Annotated in this window: 12 protein-coding genes; 5 read left to right on the forward strand and 7 right to left on the reverse strand. The window is 71.3% G+C overall.

What is annotated here, in order from left to right:
- Nucleotides 1-3: 3 nt before the first annotated feature.
- The 4 genes from uraH (at nt 4) to E6U81_RS11675 (ending at nt 4,620) form a co-directional block, all read left to right on the forward strand.
- Nucleotides 4-396, forward strand: coding sequence for a hydroxyisourate hydrolase (gene uraH / locus E6U81_RS11660; protein WP_030765369.1), 393 nt, complete (start codon nt 4-6; stop codon nt 394-396).
- Nucleotide 397: 1 nt separating this feature from the next.
- The gene (gene pucL / locus E6U81_RS11665; protein WP_136230004.1) at nt 398-1,321 is read left to right on the forward strand and encodes a factor-independent urate hydroxylase; all 924 of its coding nucleotides are present in this window, start codon (nt 398-400) and stop codon (nt 1,319-1,321) included.
- 193 nt (nt 1,322-1,514) lie between these two features.
- On the forward strand, nt 1,515-2,915 hold the full coding sequence (locus tag E6U81_RS11670; protein WP_136230005.1) for an 8-oxoguanine deaminase: 1,401 nt from the start codon (nt 1,515-1,517) through the stop codon (nt 2,913-2,915).
- Between the two features lie 313 nt (nt 2,916-3,228).
- On the forward strand, nt 3,229-4,620 hold the full coding sequence (locus E6U81_RS11675; protein ID WP_136230006.1) for a nucleobase:cation symporter-2 family protein: 1,392 nt from the start codon (nt 3,229-3,231) through the stop codon (nt 4,618-4,620).
- A 116-nt stretch (nt 4,621-4,736) separates the two neighbouring features.
- On the opposite strand, the gene E6U81_RS11680 is transcribed toward E6U81_RS11675, so the two are convergent.
- The 5 genes from E6U81_RS11680 to E6U81_RS39765 form a co-directional block, all read right to left on the reverse strand.
- Entirely contained in the window at nt 4,737-5,324 is a 588-nt protein-coding gene (locus E6U81_RS11680; protein ID WP_136230007.1) for a 3'-5' exoribonuclease, read from the reverse strand.
- Nucleotides 5,325-5,374: 50 nt separating this feature from the next.
- Nucleotides 5,375-6,565 (reverse strand): GDSL-type esterase/lipase family protein, encoded by a 1,191-nt coding sequence (locus E6U81_RS11685; RefSeq protein ID WP_240803767.1) that lies wholly within the window; start codon nt 6,563-6,565, stop codon nt 5,375-5,377.
- A gap of 374 nt (nt 6,566-6,939) precedes the next feature.
- A complete protein-coding gene (gene aceB, locus E6U81_RS11690; protein ID WP_136230008.1) occupies nt 6,940-8,559 on the reverse strand; it encodes a malate synthase A in 1,620 nt (539 codons plus the stop codon).
- 251 nt (nt 8,560-8,810) lie between these two features.
- Nucleotides 8,811-9,422, reverse strand: coding sequence for a nucleotidyltransferase family protein (locus E6U81_RS11695; protein ID WP_136230009.1), 612 nt, complete (start codon nt 9,420-9,422; stop codon nt 8,811-8,813).
- A complete protein-coding gene (locus E6U81_RS39765; RefSeq protein WP_168714607.1) occupies nt 9,389-9,571 on the reverse strand; it encodes a hypothetical protein in 183 nt (60 codons plus the stop codon). Before E6U81_RS39765 ends, E6U81_RS11695 begins: the two co-directional genes overlap by 34 nt.
- Before the next feature lie 88 nt (nt 9,572-9,659).
- Here E6U81_RS39765 and E6U81_RS11700 point away from each other — a divergent pair, with 88 nt between their 5' ends.
- Nucleotides 9,660-11,147 (forward strand): PLP-dependent aminotransferase family protein, encoded by a 1,488-nt coding sequence (locus E6U81_RS11700; RefSeq protein ID WP_136230010.1) that lies wholly within the window; start codon nt 9,660-9,662, stop codon nt 11,145-11,147.
- A gap of 12 nt (nt 11,148-11,159) precedes the next feature.
- Here E6U81_RS11700 and E6U81_RS11705 read toward each other — a convergent pair whose 3' ends face one another.
- Complete coding sequence (locus E6U81_RS11705) at nt 11,160-11,789, reverse strand: response regulator transcription factor (protein ID WP_136230011.1); 630 nt, start codon at nt 11,787-11,789, stop codon at nt 11,160-11,162.
- Nucleotides 11,786-13,057 (reverse strand): sensor histidine kinase, encoded by a 1,272-nt coding sequence (locus tag E6U81_RS11710; protein ID WP_136230012.1) that lies wholly within the window; start codon nt 13,055-13,057, stop codon nt 11,786-11,788. Before E6U81_RS11710 ends, E6U81_RS11705 begins: the two co-directional genes overlap by 4 nt.
- Between the last annotated feature and the right edge of the window lie 76 nt (nt 13,058-13,133).

A 13,133-nucleotide genomic window follows, 5' to 3' on the forward strand; every position in this document is an offset into this window, starting at 1 on the left:
ACCATGAGTACCGAGACCACCGCGTCGGTGTCCACGCACATCCTGGACACCAGCATCGGCAAGCCCGCCGAGGGCGTCGCCATCTCCCTGTCGGCCCGCACGGGCCTCGACGGCGAGTGGGCGGCCCTGGGCGGCTCCGCCACCGATGCGGACGGGCGCTGCAAGGACCTGCCGGCGCTGCCGGAGGGCACCACCCACGTGCGTCTCGACTTCGAGACCGAGACGTACTTCTCCAAGAAGCAAGCCGCCGAGGCACAGCAGGACGCCCCCCGCGTAAGGGACAGCGGTCCGTTCTTCCCCGAGGTCACCATCACCTTCGCGGTGAACCCGGGCGAGCACTACCACGTACCGCTGCTGCTCAACCCGTTCGGCTACTCCGTTTACCGAGGGAGCTAGCATGGCCACCATTCTGGGCCAGAACCAGTACGGCAAAGCAGAGAACCGCGTAGTCAAGATCACGCGGGACGGCGACACCCACCACATCAAGGACCTGAACGTCTCGGTCGCCCTCTCCGGCGACATGGACGACGTCCACTACTCCGGCTCGAACGCCAACGTCCTGCCGACGGACACCACCAAGAACACGGTGTACGCGTTCGCCAAGGAGTACGGCATCGAGTCCGCCGAGCAGTTCGGCATCCACCTGGCGCGCTGGTTCGTGAACAGCCAGGAGCCGATCCAGAAGGCGCGCATCCGGATCGAGGAGTACTCCTGGTCCCGGATCGCCACCTCGGACGCCAACTCCAAGTTCATCGGCTCCGACGAGGTGAACCACTCCTTCGTCCGCAACGGCGGCGAGACCCGGGTCACCCAGATCACGTACGACGGCACGAACTGGGAGGTCATCTCCGGCCTCAAGGACCTCGTCGTCATGAACTCCACGAACTCCGAGTTCTGGGGTTACGTGAAGGACAAGTACACGACCCTGCAGGAGGCGTACGACCGCATCCTGGCCACCCAGGTGTCGAGCCGCTGGCGCTTCAACTGGTCCGACGACGAGCAGCGGATGCCCAACTGGGAGAAGTCCTACGCCGAGACCCGCAAGCACATGCTGCAGGCCTTCGCGGAGACCTACTCCCTCTCGCTGCAGCAGACCCTGTACCAGATGGGTTCGCGCATCATCAACCACCGTTCGGAGATCGACGAGGTCCGCTTCTCGCTCCCGAACAAGCACCACTTCCTCGTCGACCTGGAGCCCTTCGGCCTCAAGAACGACAACGAGGTGTACTTCGCCGCGGACCGTCCGTACGGTCTGATCGAGGCCACGATCCTGCGGGACGGTGCCGACGCGCGCATCCCGGTGGACATGACCAACCTCTAGAGCGCGGCACGCGCGTCCCGGGGCTCTCCGCAGTGGCCCCGGGACCGCGCGACACGACCCAACTTCCTGAATCGGCACCCGGACGCACTCCGTGGGGCGGCAGTACTGTCAGCTGCCAAGGCCCCGGCTCCGGCACTCAAATCCCCTGGGTCCTGCCGTGCCCGCACCGCCACTGAAAGCACGAGGAAGTCCCATGGCAGCATCGGCAGCCCATGACAGCGCCGCCCGGCGCATCGTCATCGAGAACTGTGCGATCGCGACCGTCGACGCCAATGACACCGAGTACGCCTCGGGTCACATCGTCGTCGCAGGCAACAAGATCGAATTCATCGGTGCGGGCAAGGCCCCCGAGAACCTCGAGAACGTAGTCCGCCGGATCGACGGCACCGGGCACCTCGTGACCCCCGGCCTGGTCAACACGCACCACCACTTCTACCAGTGGATCACGCGCGGCCTGGCCACCGACCACAACCTCTTCAACTGGCTCGTCGCGCTGTACCCGACCTGGGCGCGCATCGACGAGCAGATGACGTACACGGCCGCGCAGGGCTCCCTCGCCGCGATGGCCAAGGGCGGTGTCACCACCGCCATGGACCACCACTACGTCTTCCCCAAGGGATCCGGCGACCTCTCCGGCTCGATCATCCGGGCCGCGTCCGAGATGGGCGTCCGCTTCACCCTCGCCCGCGGCTCGATGGACCGCAGCGAGAAGGACGGCGGCCTGCCGCCGGACCACGCCGTCGAGACCCTCGAAGGCGCACTGGCCGACACCGAGGCGACCGTCAAGAAGTTCCACGACGCGTCCTTCGACTCGATGACCCAGGTCGCCGTCGCCCCCTGCTCCCCCTTCTCGGTCTCCACCGAGCTGCTCAAGCAGGGCGCCGAGCTGGCCCGCCGCCTCGGCGTGCGCATGCACACGCACGGCAGCGAGACCGTCGAGGAAGAGAAGTTCTGCCACGAGCTCTTCGGCATGGGCCCGACCGACTACTTCGAGTCGACCGGCTGGCTCGGCGAGGACGTGTGGATGGCGCACAGCGTCCACATGAACGACTCCGACATCGCCGCGTTCGCCCGTACCAAGACCGGTGTCGCGCACTGCCCGTCCTCCAACGCCCGTCTGGCCGCCGGCATCGCCCGCGTTCCGGACATGCTGGCCGCCGGCGTCCCGGTCGGCCTCGGCGTGGACGGCACCGCCTCCAACGAGTCCGGCGAGCTGCACACCGAGCTGCGCAACGCGCTGCTGATCAACCGTCTGAACCCGGTCCACCGCGAGCGTGCCCTGAACGCGCGCCAGGCCCTGCGCCTCGGTACGTACGGCGGTGCGCAGGTCCTCGGCCGTGCCGACAACATCGGTTCGCTGGAGGTCGGCAAGTGCGCCGACCTGGTCCTGTGGAACCTGAACACCTTCCTGCACTCCTCGATCGCCGACCCGGTGACCGCTCTGGTCTTCGGTGCGGCCGCCCCGGTGACGGCCTCGTTCGTCAACGGCAAGCAGATCGTCGAGAACAACCGGCTGCTCTTCGCCGACGAGGACGCCATCGCGGTGTCCACGCGGGAAGAGGCCCAGCGCCTCGCGCGGATCGCGCAGGCCTGATCCCCCGGAGTCCGGCCGGGGGGGACGGCCCCCGGCCGGTCGCCGCGGACCCGAGCGGGGTCCGTGGGCAGCCGTTCCCGGGAGGCGCCCGAGGAAATCCGAAGGCGTCCCCGGGAGCGGTGACTCGTGCCACCAGCGCCATGGCGCATTGCGGAAGCGGCGATTGGGCGAATCGTTTCTGCACCCCTTGGGGCAAGAAGTAGCTCCACCGGAACCACCCACAACTTCACACGCGCGCTCGACTCGCACCGCTTTCGCACCACCTCCATGACACCCACGTCCCTGCCGACGTGTTACCCGACCGGAGGAAGCCGTGGCCCAACCGCCCAGGTTTCGCAAAGACGCAGTCGCAGTACCGGAGGAGAAGCACCCGGTCGACGAGACCCTGCCTCCGCTGAAAATGTTCACGAGCGGCCTGCAGCACGTGGCCGCCATGTACGCGGGCGTCGTGGCCCCGCCCATGATCGTCGGCCCCGCGGTCGGGCTCTCCGCCACCGAGACCGCCTTCCTGATGGGCGCCTCCCTCTTCACCGCCGGGCTCGCCACCCTCCTGCAGACCCTCGGCTTCTGGAAGATCGGCGCCAAACTCCCCTTCGTCAACGGCGTCTCCTTCGCCGGAGTGACCCCGATGATCGCCATAGGCAAGGGGGAGGGCGCCGACGCCCTCCCCGTCATCTTCGGCGCGATCATCGTCGCCGGCGCCGTCGGCTTCCTCGCCGCCCCCTACTTCGGCAAGCTCGTCCGCTTCTTCCCGCCCGTGGTCACGGGCACGGTCATCACCCTGATCGGCGTCTCGCTCCTGCCCGTGGCCTTCAACTGGTCGCAGGGCGGCAACCGCACGGCCGCCGACTACGGCTCGATGAAGAACATCGGCATGGCCGCCGTCACCCTGGTGATCGTCCTGCTCATGCGCAAGTTCCTGCGCGGCTTCCTCCAGCAGATCTCCATCCTGCTCGGCCTGGTCGCGGGCACCCTGATCGCCCTTCCGCTGGGGATGACCAGCTTCGACGCCGTCAGCAACGCCTCGGTGGTCGGCTTCCCCACCCCGTTCCACTTCGGCGCACCGCAGTTCCAGGTCGCGGCGATCGTCTCGATGTGCATCGTCATGCTCGTCTGCATGACCGAGTCCACGGCCGACATCCTGGCCCTGGGCAAGATCGTCGGCCGGCCGGCGGACGAGAAGGCCATCGCCGGAGGCCTGCGCGCCGACACCCTCGGCAGCGCGATCAGCCCGCTCTTCAACGGGTTCATGTGCAGCGCCTTCGCCCAGAACATCGGGCTGGTCGCCATGACCAAGGTACGCAGCCGCTTCGTCGTCGCCGCGGGCGGCGGCATCCTGATCCTGCTGGGCCTGTGTCCGATGGCGGCCTCCGTCATCGGGGTGGTCCCGCTGCCCGTCCTGGGGGGCGCCGGCATCGTCCTGTTCGGTTCGGTGGCCGCCAGCGGCATCCAGACCCTGGCCGGCGCGGCCATGGAGAAGGGCGAGAACGCCCTGATCGTCGCCGCGTCCGTCGGCATCGGCCTGATCCCGATCGCCGCGCCGGAGTTCTACCACGCCTTCCCCAAGGACCTGCTGGTCGTCCTCGACTCCGGCATCAGCACCGGCTGCGTGGTGGCCATCGTGCTGAACCTGGCCTTCAACCACCTCGGCGCCAGGAAGGGCGCGGCCTCGGGGGCCGCACCCGAACCCGTACCGGTCCACTGACCGGCCAGGAAGCACGGCGGTGCGCTCGCCACCCACTGCGGGTGTGGCGAGCGCACCGCCGTGTCCGGTACGAGCGCACCGCCGTGCGCCCGTACGTGCGGTGACGGCGCGTCGGGTCAGGGCCGCCAGAGCATCAGGTTGCTCATCAGCTCGGCCTGCTCGATCGCGTCGTCGAGTGCGTGGTGCGTGTGGCGCCGCTTGGACAGCAGTTCGCGGGGCATCCGCCCCTTGACCGCGGCCCGCAGCGGCACCCGCGCCTTCGTCGCGTAGAGGGTCTTCATGTCGAGGCACCCGGAGTGCCCGAAGGGGCTGTCCCCGCCGAACCGCATCAGATACCAGTACAGGAACGTCCAGTCGAAGGACGCCGGGTAGCCGCACATCACCGGCTGGGCGTCCACGGACACCTTCCGCACCCAGGCGCGGAACTCGGCCATCGCCGCCGCCGGAGCGGCGCCCTCCCGGACCAGCCGGTCGCGGTCCAGCCCGCTGACGGCCAGCGCCTCGGGTACGAACGCGTCACTGATCGGCTGCAACTCCCGGTAGAAGGTGCGCCTTTCCGGATCTGCGGCCGTGTACACGTCCCCCTCCTGCCGGCCGGCGACCGCGGCCCCGAAGCTGATCATCGAATACGGTCCTGGAATGGGTCCGTCGGCCTCGATGTCGACGGAGATGTACAGGCTGGGACGTGCGTTGCGGGCTGCCATGCACGAGAGCATGCCAGCCCGCGCCGCTGTCGATCATCCGGTTTTCACCGCTACGGCGCAGGTGTCAGGAACATTCCCGTGTGATCGCTCCCCGCCGTGTTCCTGCAGCTGGTGGCCGAGGCCGCGGGCTGCGCCACCGCCAGGGCCAGGCACCGGCCGGCGGCCAGCTGGCCGTAGTAGTTGGGGTGCATGGACTCCTGGATCAGGCCCTGCGACTCGTTGTTGTCGATCCAGCGCGCCCATTCGCTCGTCCTCGCCGAGGCCGGGACGGTGGAGCTCACCAGCTTGCTCGACTTCGCGCACACCTCGCGCCCCTGGAGCATGTCCCTCAGGTCCAGGAACTGCACGCCCTTGGCGGCGGCGACGCCCTTGATGCGGTTCGCGATCTGCGGCACGAGCGAATCGCGCGCCCAGTCCGAGTCCCGGTTCCAGAAGGGGCAGCCGCCCGTGTTGAGCCGGCTCCAGTCGCTCTGGGTGTACCGGTTCTCCGCGCCGCGCGGGATCGGCGACGGGTAGGACTGGAGCACGATCCGGTAGGAGGAGTCGGCGTACCCGGCCGTGCGCATGACGGCCCGGATCTCGTCGACCGACTTGCCGACGTCGGCCATGACCGCGTCGATCTTCTGGTCGACGCCGTACTGCTGGTTGTCGTAGCAGTACGAGTTCCAGATGACGAAGTCGAGGGCGCATTCCTTGATGATGTCGGCGAAGCCCAGGTCGTTGCCGCCGATGGACAGGGCGATGACCTTGACGTTGTTGCTCGCGGCCACCGCGGCCAGCTGATCGGCCTGGGGGGCTTCGCCCCTGTAGGAGACGCCGCCGTTCGAGGCGCGGAACACGTTCTGCGAGACGGCCCCGGAGCAGGCCAGGTTCACGGCGACGTCGGCGATCGCCCCGGCGCTGCGCACCTCGGCCGAGTCCGACCGGTGGCAGCCGCCGGCCGTGGTCCCGTACACCCGGGCGGGATCGTAGGTGCTGCCGCTGACCCAGCCCCGGTCCGTGCCGTTGCGGTTCCCGGTGTTGGTCAGGCTGTTGCCCTTCCAGCGCCCGGCCTCGCCGGAGATGTAGCTGTCGCCCATGGACACCACGGCCGTGGGCCCGGTCCCGGGGGCGGCCCCGGCGGTTCCGGCGCCGCCGGCCAGCAGCGCGCCGGCGGCGAGCGGCACGGTCACGGCGGCACAGGCCAGTCGTCGCACCCGACTGGGGACCCGGTCCTTGCTGACGTTGCGGAATCCGATCACTGCGGAACTCCTGCGCTCGGCCACGCCGAAGCCGGCAACGACTGCGTTGCCGTTCGTGTGGCTGGGAAAGTGGGGGTACCGCCGGCCGGTGGCATCGGAAAGGTGACACGGGCCCGCTTGTTACCGCTAGGTACAGTCACGTTACGAACCAGTAACGACCGATCGGTCGTTCGGTCTCCGGGGTCGCCTGCGAGCGCAACGCCCTTGTGGTGCTGGTGAGTTGTGGCGGCCGCCGCCCTCGGGGCGCACGGCGTGGGGGCGCCCGGTCGGTGCTTCCGGCCGGGCGGCGGATACGGCTCCGCCCCCGCAGCCGTGGGCTGCGGGGGCGGAGTCGGGGGGTCCGGTCGCTGTGCGTTCCGGCCGGACCCGGGGGCTCAGCCGACCAGCTGGTCGTACGCGGGGAGGGTGAGGAAGTCCGCGTAGTCGGCGTCCAGGGAGACCTTCAGGAAGAGGTCGTGGGCCTGCTGCCACTTGCCCGCCGCGAAGGCCTCCTCGCCGACCTCGGTGCGCAGGGCGGCCAGTTCCTCGGCGGCCATCTCGCGGGTCAGCTCGGCGGTGGCGGTCTGCCCGTTCTCGAAGACGACCCCGGCGTTGATCCACTGCCAGATCTGCGAGCGGGAGATCTCGGCGGTGGCCGCGTCCTCCATCAGGCCGAAGATGCCGACGGCGCCGAGGCCGCGCAGCCAGGCCTCGATGTAGCGGATGCCGACCTGGACCGCGTTGCGCAGGCCCTCGTACGTCGGCCGCGCGTCGAGGGAGTCGATCGCGATGAGCTCGCCCGGGGCCACCGAGACGTCCTCGCGCAGCCGGTCCTTCTGGTTGGGCTTGTCGCCGAGGACGGCGTCGAAGGAGGCCATGGCGATCGGGACCAGGTCGGGGTGGGCGACCCAGGAGCCGTCGAAGCCGTCGCCCGCCTCACGGTCCTTGTCGGCCTTGACCTTCGCGAAGGCGATCTTGTTGGCCTCGGCGTCCTTGCGGGACGGGATGAAGGCCGCCATGCCGCCGATGGCGTGCGCGCCGCGCTTGTGGCAGGTGCGGACGAGCAGTTCGGTGTACGCCCGCATGAAGGGGGCGGTCATCGTCACCGCGTTGCGGTCCGGCAGGACGAACTTCTCGCCGCCGTCGCGGAAGTTCTTCACGATGGAGAAGAGGTAGTCCCAGCGGCCCGCGTTCAGGCCCGCCGCGTGGTCGCGCAGCTCGTAGAGGATCTCGTCCATCTCGTACGCGGCGGTGATCGTCTCGATCAGGACGGTCGCGCGGACCGTGCCCTGCGGAATGCCGACGTAGTCCTGGGAGAAGACGAAGATGTCGTTCCAGAGGCGGGCCTCCAGGTGCGACTCCGTCTTCGGCAGGTAGAAGTACGGGCCCTTGCCGAGGCCGATCAGGCGCTTGGCGTTGTGGAAGAAGTACAGGCCGAAGTCGACGAGCGAGCCGGAGGCCGGGCCGCCCTCGAACTGCAGGTGGCGCTCCTCCAGGTGCCAGCCGCGCGGGCGCATGACGACGGTCGCGAGCTCCCCGGCGGGCCCCAGGGCGTACGACTTGCCGGTGCGGGGGTCGGTGAAGTCGATGCGGCGCTCGTAGGCGTCGATCAGGTTGAGCTGGCCGAGGACGACGTTCTCCCAGGTGGGAGCCGAGGCGTCCTCGAAGTCGGCGAGCCAGACCTTGGCGCCCGAGTTCAGGGCGTTGATGGTCATCTTGCGGTCCGTCGGACCGGTGATCTCCACACGGCGGTCGTTCAGCGCGGCCGGGGCCGGCGCCACCTTCCAGTCGCCCTCGCGGACCTGTGCGGTGTCCGGGAGGAAGTCGAGGGTGGAGGTCCGGGCGATCTCGGCACGGCGCTCACCGCGGCGGGCGAGGAGCTCGGCACGGCGGGGGGCGAACCGCCGGTGGAGCTCGGCCACGAACGCGAGGGCCGCTTCGGTGAGGACTTCGTCCTGCCGGGGCAGGGGCTCGGCGTCGACGATGGCCAGCGGGGACGGCGCTGGTGCGGACATAACTGTCACTCCTTCAGCGGCGGTGCCTGGCGGCCGCGGGGAATGCTCGCGCGAGACGGCACGCAGTGCCGTCGGGTGTGGAGAGTTCCGAAATACGGTCGCGGGCGCCGTCTGTGGGTTCAGGGCGCTTCTGACCAGTGGATAGTAATTTCCTCATGGTGGAAGTTCAATGGTTTGTTGATGTCGAGATTCTCTGAGTCGACAGATTCCACTTGTCGGTGGCCCTCAGTGCCACTGTCGTCACGCGGTGCTCAGAGGAGTCGTGCCAGGTCGGGCGGTGTGTCGATGTCGAATGCCTCCGCGACGTCGGAGCACTCCACCAGCATGAGCTCTCCGGCGTGGCGCGCCAGATGGACCCGGGCGCCCTGGTCGCCCGTCGCCGTCGCCGCGATGTCCGCCCAGCGGTCCGCGCCGAACAGCACCGGGTGCCCGCGCTCCCCGCCGTACGCCGCCGCCGCCAGGCTCGCGGGGGAGCGGTAGGCCTCCCGGACCCGGGCCACGGCCGCCGGGCCGATTCCCGGCTGGTCGACCAGCGAGACCAGGGCCGCGCTGGCGCCCGTACCGGCCAGGGAGGCCAGGCCCACCCGCAGCGAGGAACCCATTCCCTCCGCCCAGTCCGGATTGTCCACGACCACGCAGCCGGACAGGTCGGCGCGCTCGCGGACCTCGGCCGCCGAGGCGCCGAGCACCACGTGCACCGGGCCGCAGCCCGCCTCCCGCAGCACCCGCACGGCGTTCTCCACCAGCGGCCGGCCGCGGTAGGGCAGCAGGGCCTTGGGGCGGCCGCCGAGCCGCCGGCCGCCGCCGGCGGCCAGGAGCAGTCCCGCGATCACGGGTGAATCGGAGTGCGTGTGGGATGACATGCCACCGATTCTCGCCCCTGCGCGCGGTCCTGCGGCCGCCGCGCGAAGGCACGTCGTACGGAGGCCAGCGCGGCCCCGATCCGCAGCGGACGGGAGATCCGGTTCTCGGCGGCGGCCAGCAGGGCACGTTCGTCACGGTCGGTCAGCATCTCGGCGTCTCCTTGCCAATCGGGGGCCAATACCGCGAGTCTGGACCTCGATTGGCCTGGCCGTCAGAGCCAATCAGGGGAGGTTGGCATGGCGAACGGGCGAGTGGTCCAGACAGCGGACAGAACCATCGGCAGCCGCCAGCTCGCGGCGCTGCTCCCCGCCGACGTACTCGCCCGCCCCGGCTACCGCTCGCTCGCCGAAGCCGTCCGCACGCTGATCCTCGACGGCCGCATCGCCCTGCACGTGCGCCTGCCCGCCGAACGTGAGCTCGCCGAAGCCGTCGGCGCCAGCCGGGCCACCGTCACCGGCGCCTACGACCTGCTGCGCGAGAGCGGCTACGTCCGCAGCCGGCGCGGCTCCGGCACCTGGACCGAGCTCCCCGAGGGCCACCGCCCGGTCGGCGCCCACGCCCTCGTCGGCGCCGGTGGGTACAGCGCCGACGGCGAGCCCGGCATCGACCTGGCCATCGCCGCCATGGGCGCCCCCGACGGCGCCCTCGCCGACGCCCTCGCGTGGGCCGCGCCCCGGCTGCCGGACGCCGCCCGCACCCCCGGCTACCACCCCTTCGGCCTGCCCGACCTGCGCACGGCCGTCGCCGAGCGCTTCACCCGGCGCGGCCTGCCCACCCGCCCCGAGCAGATCCTGGTCACCTCCGGCGCCCAGCAGGCCTTCACCCTGGTCGTCAGCCTGCTCTGCCGCGCCGGGGACCGGGTCGTCACCGAGAACCCCACCTACGCCAACGCCCTGGACGCCCTGCGCCACGCCCGGCTGCGGACCGGGTCCATCGCCGTCTCCGACACCGGCTGGGACATGGAGATCGCCGAGTCCACGCTGCGCCAGACCGTGCCGAGGCTGGCGTACACGATCCCCGACTTCCACAACCCGACGGGCGCGCTCATGCCCGAGGAGCAGCGGCTGCGGCTGCTCGCGGCGACCCGGCGCACCGGCACCTGGCTCGTCGTCGACGAGACCATCGCCGACATCGCCCTGGACGTCCCCGCCCCCGCGCCCCTGGCCTCCCTGGCCCCGCGCGGCGGCGCCGACCATGTGGTGACCATCGGCTCGCTCAGCAAGACCCACTGGGGCGGCCTGCGCGTCGGCTGGGTCCGGGCCACCGCGAAGATGATCACCGAACTGACGGCCCTGCGGGTCTCCGCCGACATGACCGGCTCGGTCCTCGACCAGCTCGTCGCGCTCCCGCTGCTGGACGGCATGGACGGCGCCCTGCCCGCACGGCTCGACCAGCTGCGCGCCCGGCGCACGGCCCTGGTGGACGCGCTCCAGCGGCACACTCCGGAATGGTCCTGGCGGATACCGCCGGGCGGCCTCTCGCTCTGGGTCGACCTCGGCGAACCGGTCAGCTCTGCCCTGGCCGAACGGGCCGCGGCCGCCGGTGTGCACATCGGCCGCGGCGCCCGCTTCGGCGTCGACCCGGGCACCTTCGAACACCGCCTGCGCATCCCGTACACCCTCCCGGCCGACCGCCTGGACGAGGGCGTACGCCGCCTCGCGGCCGCCTTCCACGACGGCGTCCCCCTGCCCCCGTCGGTGGACCGACCGCACTGGGTGGCGTAGGGGCGGCCCGCGCTACGGGGTGCGGATCAGGCGGCGGGTGGCGGCTGCCGCGACCGCCGCCGTGCGGGATTCGACGCCGAGCTTCGCGTAGACGTGGACCAGGTGGGACTTGACCGTGGCCTGGCTGAGGAAGAGCTGCTTGGAGATCTGCTGGTTCGACAGGCCGTCCGCCACCAGCTGGAGCACCTCCAGCTCCCGCTTCGTCAGCGCCTCCGCCGGCATCCGCATCCGGTCCATCAGGCGCAGCGCCACCGCGGGGGCCAGCGCCGACTGGCCCGCGGCTGCCGTGCGCACGGCAGCCGCCAGCTCCTCCGGCGGGGCGTCCTTGAGCAGGTAGCCCGAGGCGCCCGCCTCCACCGCCGCCAGGATGTCCGCGTCCGTGTCGTACGTGGTCAGCACCAGCACCCGGGGGGCGCCCGGGCGGGCCGTGATCAGGGCCGTCGCCTCCGATCCGTGCATGCCCGGCCCGAACTGGAGGTCCATCAGCACCACGTCCACCGGTGCGCCGGCGGCCAGCTCCACCGCCCGCTCGGCGGTCGCCGCCTCGGCCACCACCGCGAAGTCCTCCTCGGTGTCCAGTACCGCGCGCAGGCCCGCCCGGACCACGGGGTGGTCGTCGGCGAGCAGGAGCCGGATGGTCACAGGGCCTCCACGGGGTCCGCGTGTTCCAGGTGTTCCAGGGGCAGCGGCAGGGTGACGGCCACGGCGGTGCCCTGCCCGGGGGCGGACTCCACCGTGAACAGCCCGCCCAGGGTCTCGGCGCGCGAGCGCATGGCGGGCAGCCCGAAGCCGCCGTCGCCCGAGCCGGAGGCGGCCGAGGACGGGTCGAAGCCGTGCCCGTCGTCGACGATGTCCAGCGTCACCGAGGCGTCCATGAAGGTCAGCGTGATCTCCGCGCGCCCGGCCCGGGCATGCCGCACCACGTTGGCCAGCGCCGACTGGGCGATCCGCAGCAGCGCGACCTCGTACGGGGTCGGCAGCACCCGCGGCCGGCCGCTCAGCGAGAACCGCACCCGCGGCCCCGGCACGCCCGCGCACAGCCGCTCCAGCGCCGCGGCGAGCGAGCCGTGCTCCAGGTCCGGCGGTGTCAGGGCGCGGACGAAGCGACGCGCCTCGGCGAGGTTGTCCTGGGCGGCCTCCCGGGCCTGCGCGATGTGCGGCAGGGCCGGGGCACCCTCCGGAAGCGCCCGCTCGGCCGCCCGCAGCAGCAGCTGGATGGAGGACAGGCCCTGGGCGAGGGTGTCGTGGATCTCCCGGGCCAGCCGCTCCCGCTCGGCCAGGATCCCCGCGCTGCGTTCGGCCGCGGCCAGGTCGGCGCGGGTGGTGATGAGCTCCTCGATGAGCTCCCGGCGCCGTTCGCTCTCGCGGTACAGGGCCTGGTAGCCCAGTACGGTCGCCACCGCCACGGCGCCGCCCAGCAGCGGCCCGAGGAAGGCCCCCGGGGTCGCCGCGCCGCTGTGGGCGAGGAAGCCGCCGATGGCGGCGCAGGCCGTCACCGCGACGGCCGCGACCCCCCACCGCAGCCGCAGCAGGTGCAGTTCCAGGAAGTACAGCGGGAAGGCGATCCACAGCCCGTCGGGGGAGACCAGCAGCAGGCCCGCCCAGGCCGCCCCGAGCCCGGCCAGCCACACCGCGCCCGCCCGCGGCGAGCTGTGCACGGCGGGCGCCCGCACCCCGGCCGCGTACACGGTGGCGAGCAGCGCGCAGGCGGCGACCACCCAGCCCACCCGGGGCGCGGAGTCGGCGACGGCCCGGCCGGCGGCCAGCGCGAGCAGCCCGAGGAGCAGGGCGTGCAGGCACAGCTTCAGCACCTTCGACACGGGGGTCAGGGCCCGGGCGGCGGTGGTGGCGGTGGCTGCGGCCGGGGGCGCGCAGGAGCCGGGCGGTACGGGGGGAGCGGCGGCAGTCATGTCCCGACCAGCGTAAGCGGGTCCCCGCCGGCCCCGGTCAACCGAAAGTTTGATGTACCGGTGCGCCCTTCGATAC

This window comes from Streptomyces sp. A0592, assembly GCF_004795115.1.
GTDB lineage: Bacteria > Actinomycetota > Actinomycetes > Streptomycetales > Streptomycetaceae > Streptomyces > Streptomyces erythrochromogenes.

Coding starts and splice junctions, on each gene's coding strand:
- uraH (WP_030765369.1), top strand. CDS start 4: ATGAGTACCGAGACCACCGCGTCGGTGTCCACGCACATCCTGGACACC.
- pucL (WP_136230004.1), top strand. CDS start 398: ATGGCCACCATTCTGGGCCAGAACCAGTACGGCAAAGCAGAGAACCGC.
- E6U81_RS11670 (WP_136230005.1), top strand. CDS start 1,515: ATGGCAGCATCGGCAGCCCATGACAGCGCCGCCCGGCGCATCGTCATC.
- E6U81_RS11680 (WP_136230007.1), bottom strand. CDS start 5,324: ATGGCAGCCCGCAACGCACGTCCCAGCCTGTACATCTCCGTCGACATC.
- aceB (WP_136230008.1), bottom strand. CDS start 8,559: ATGTCCGCACCAGCGCCGTCCCCGCTGGCCATCGTCGACGCCGAGCCC.
- E6U81_RS11695 (WP_136230009.1), bottom strand. CDS start 9,422: ATGTCATCCCACACGCACTCCGATTCACCCGTGATCGCGGGACTGCTC.
- E6U81_RS39765 (WP_168714607.1), bottom strand. CDS start 9,571: ATGCTGACCGACCGTGACGAACGTGCCCTGCTGGCCGCCGCCGAGAAC.
- E6U81_RS11700 (WP_136230010.1), top strand. CDS start 9,660: ATGGCGAACGGGCGAGTGGTCCAGACAGCGGACAGAACCATCGGCAGC.
- E6U81_RS11710 (WP_136230012.1), bottom strand. CDS start 13,057: ATGACTGCCGCCGCTCCCCCCGTACCGCCCGGCTCCTGCGCGCCCCCG.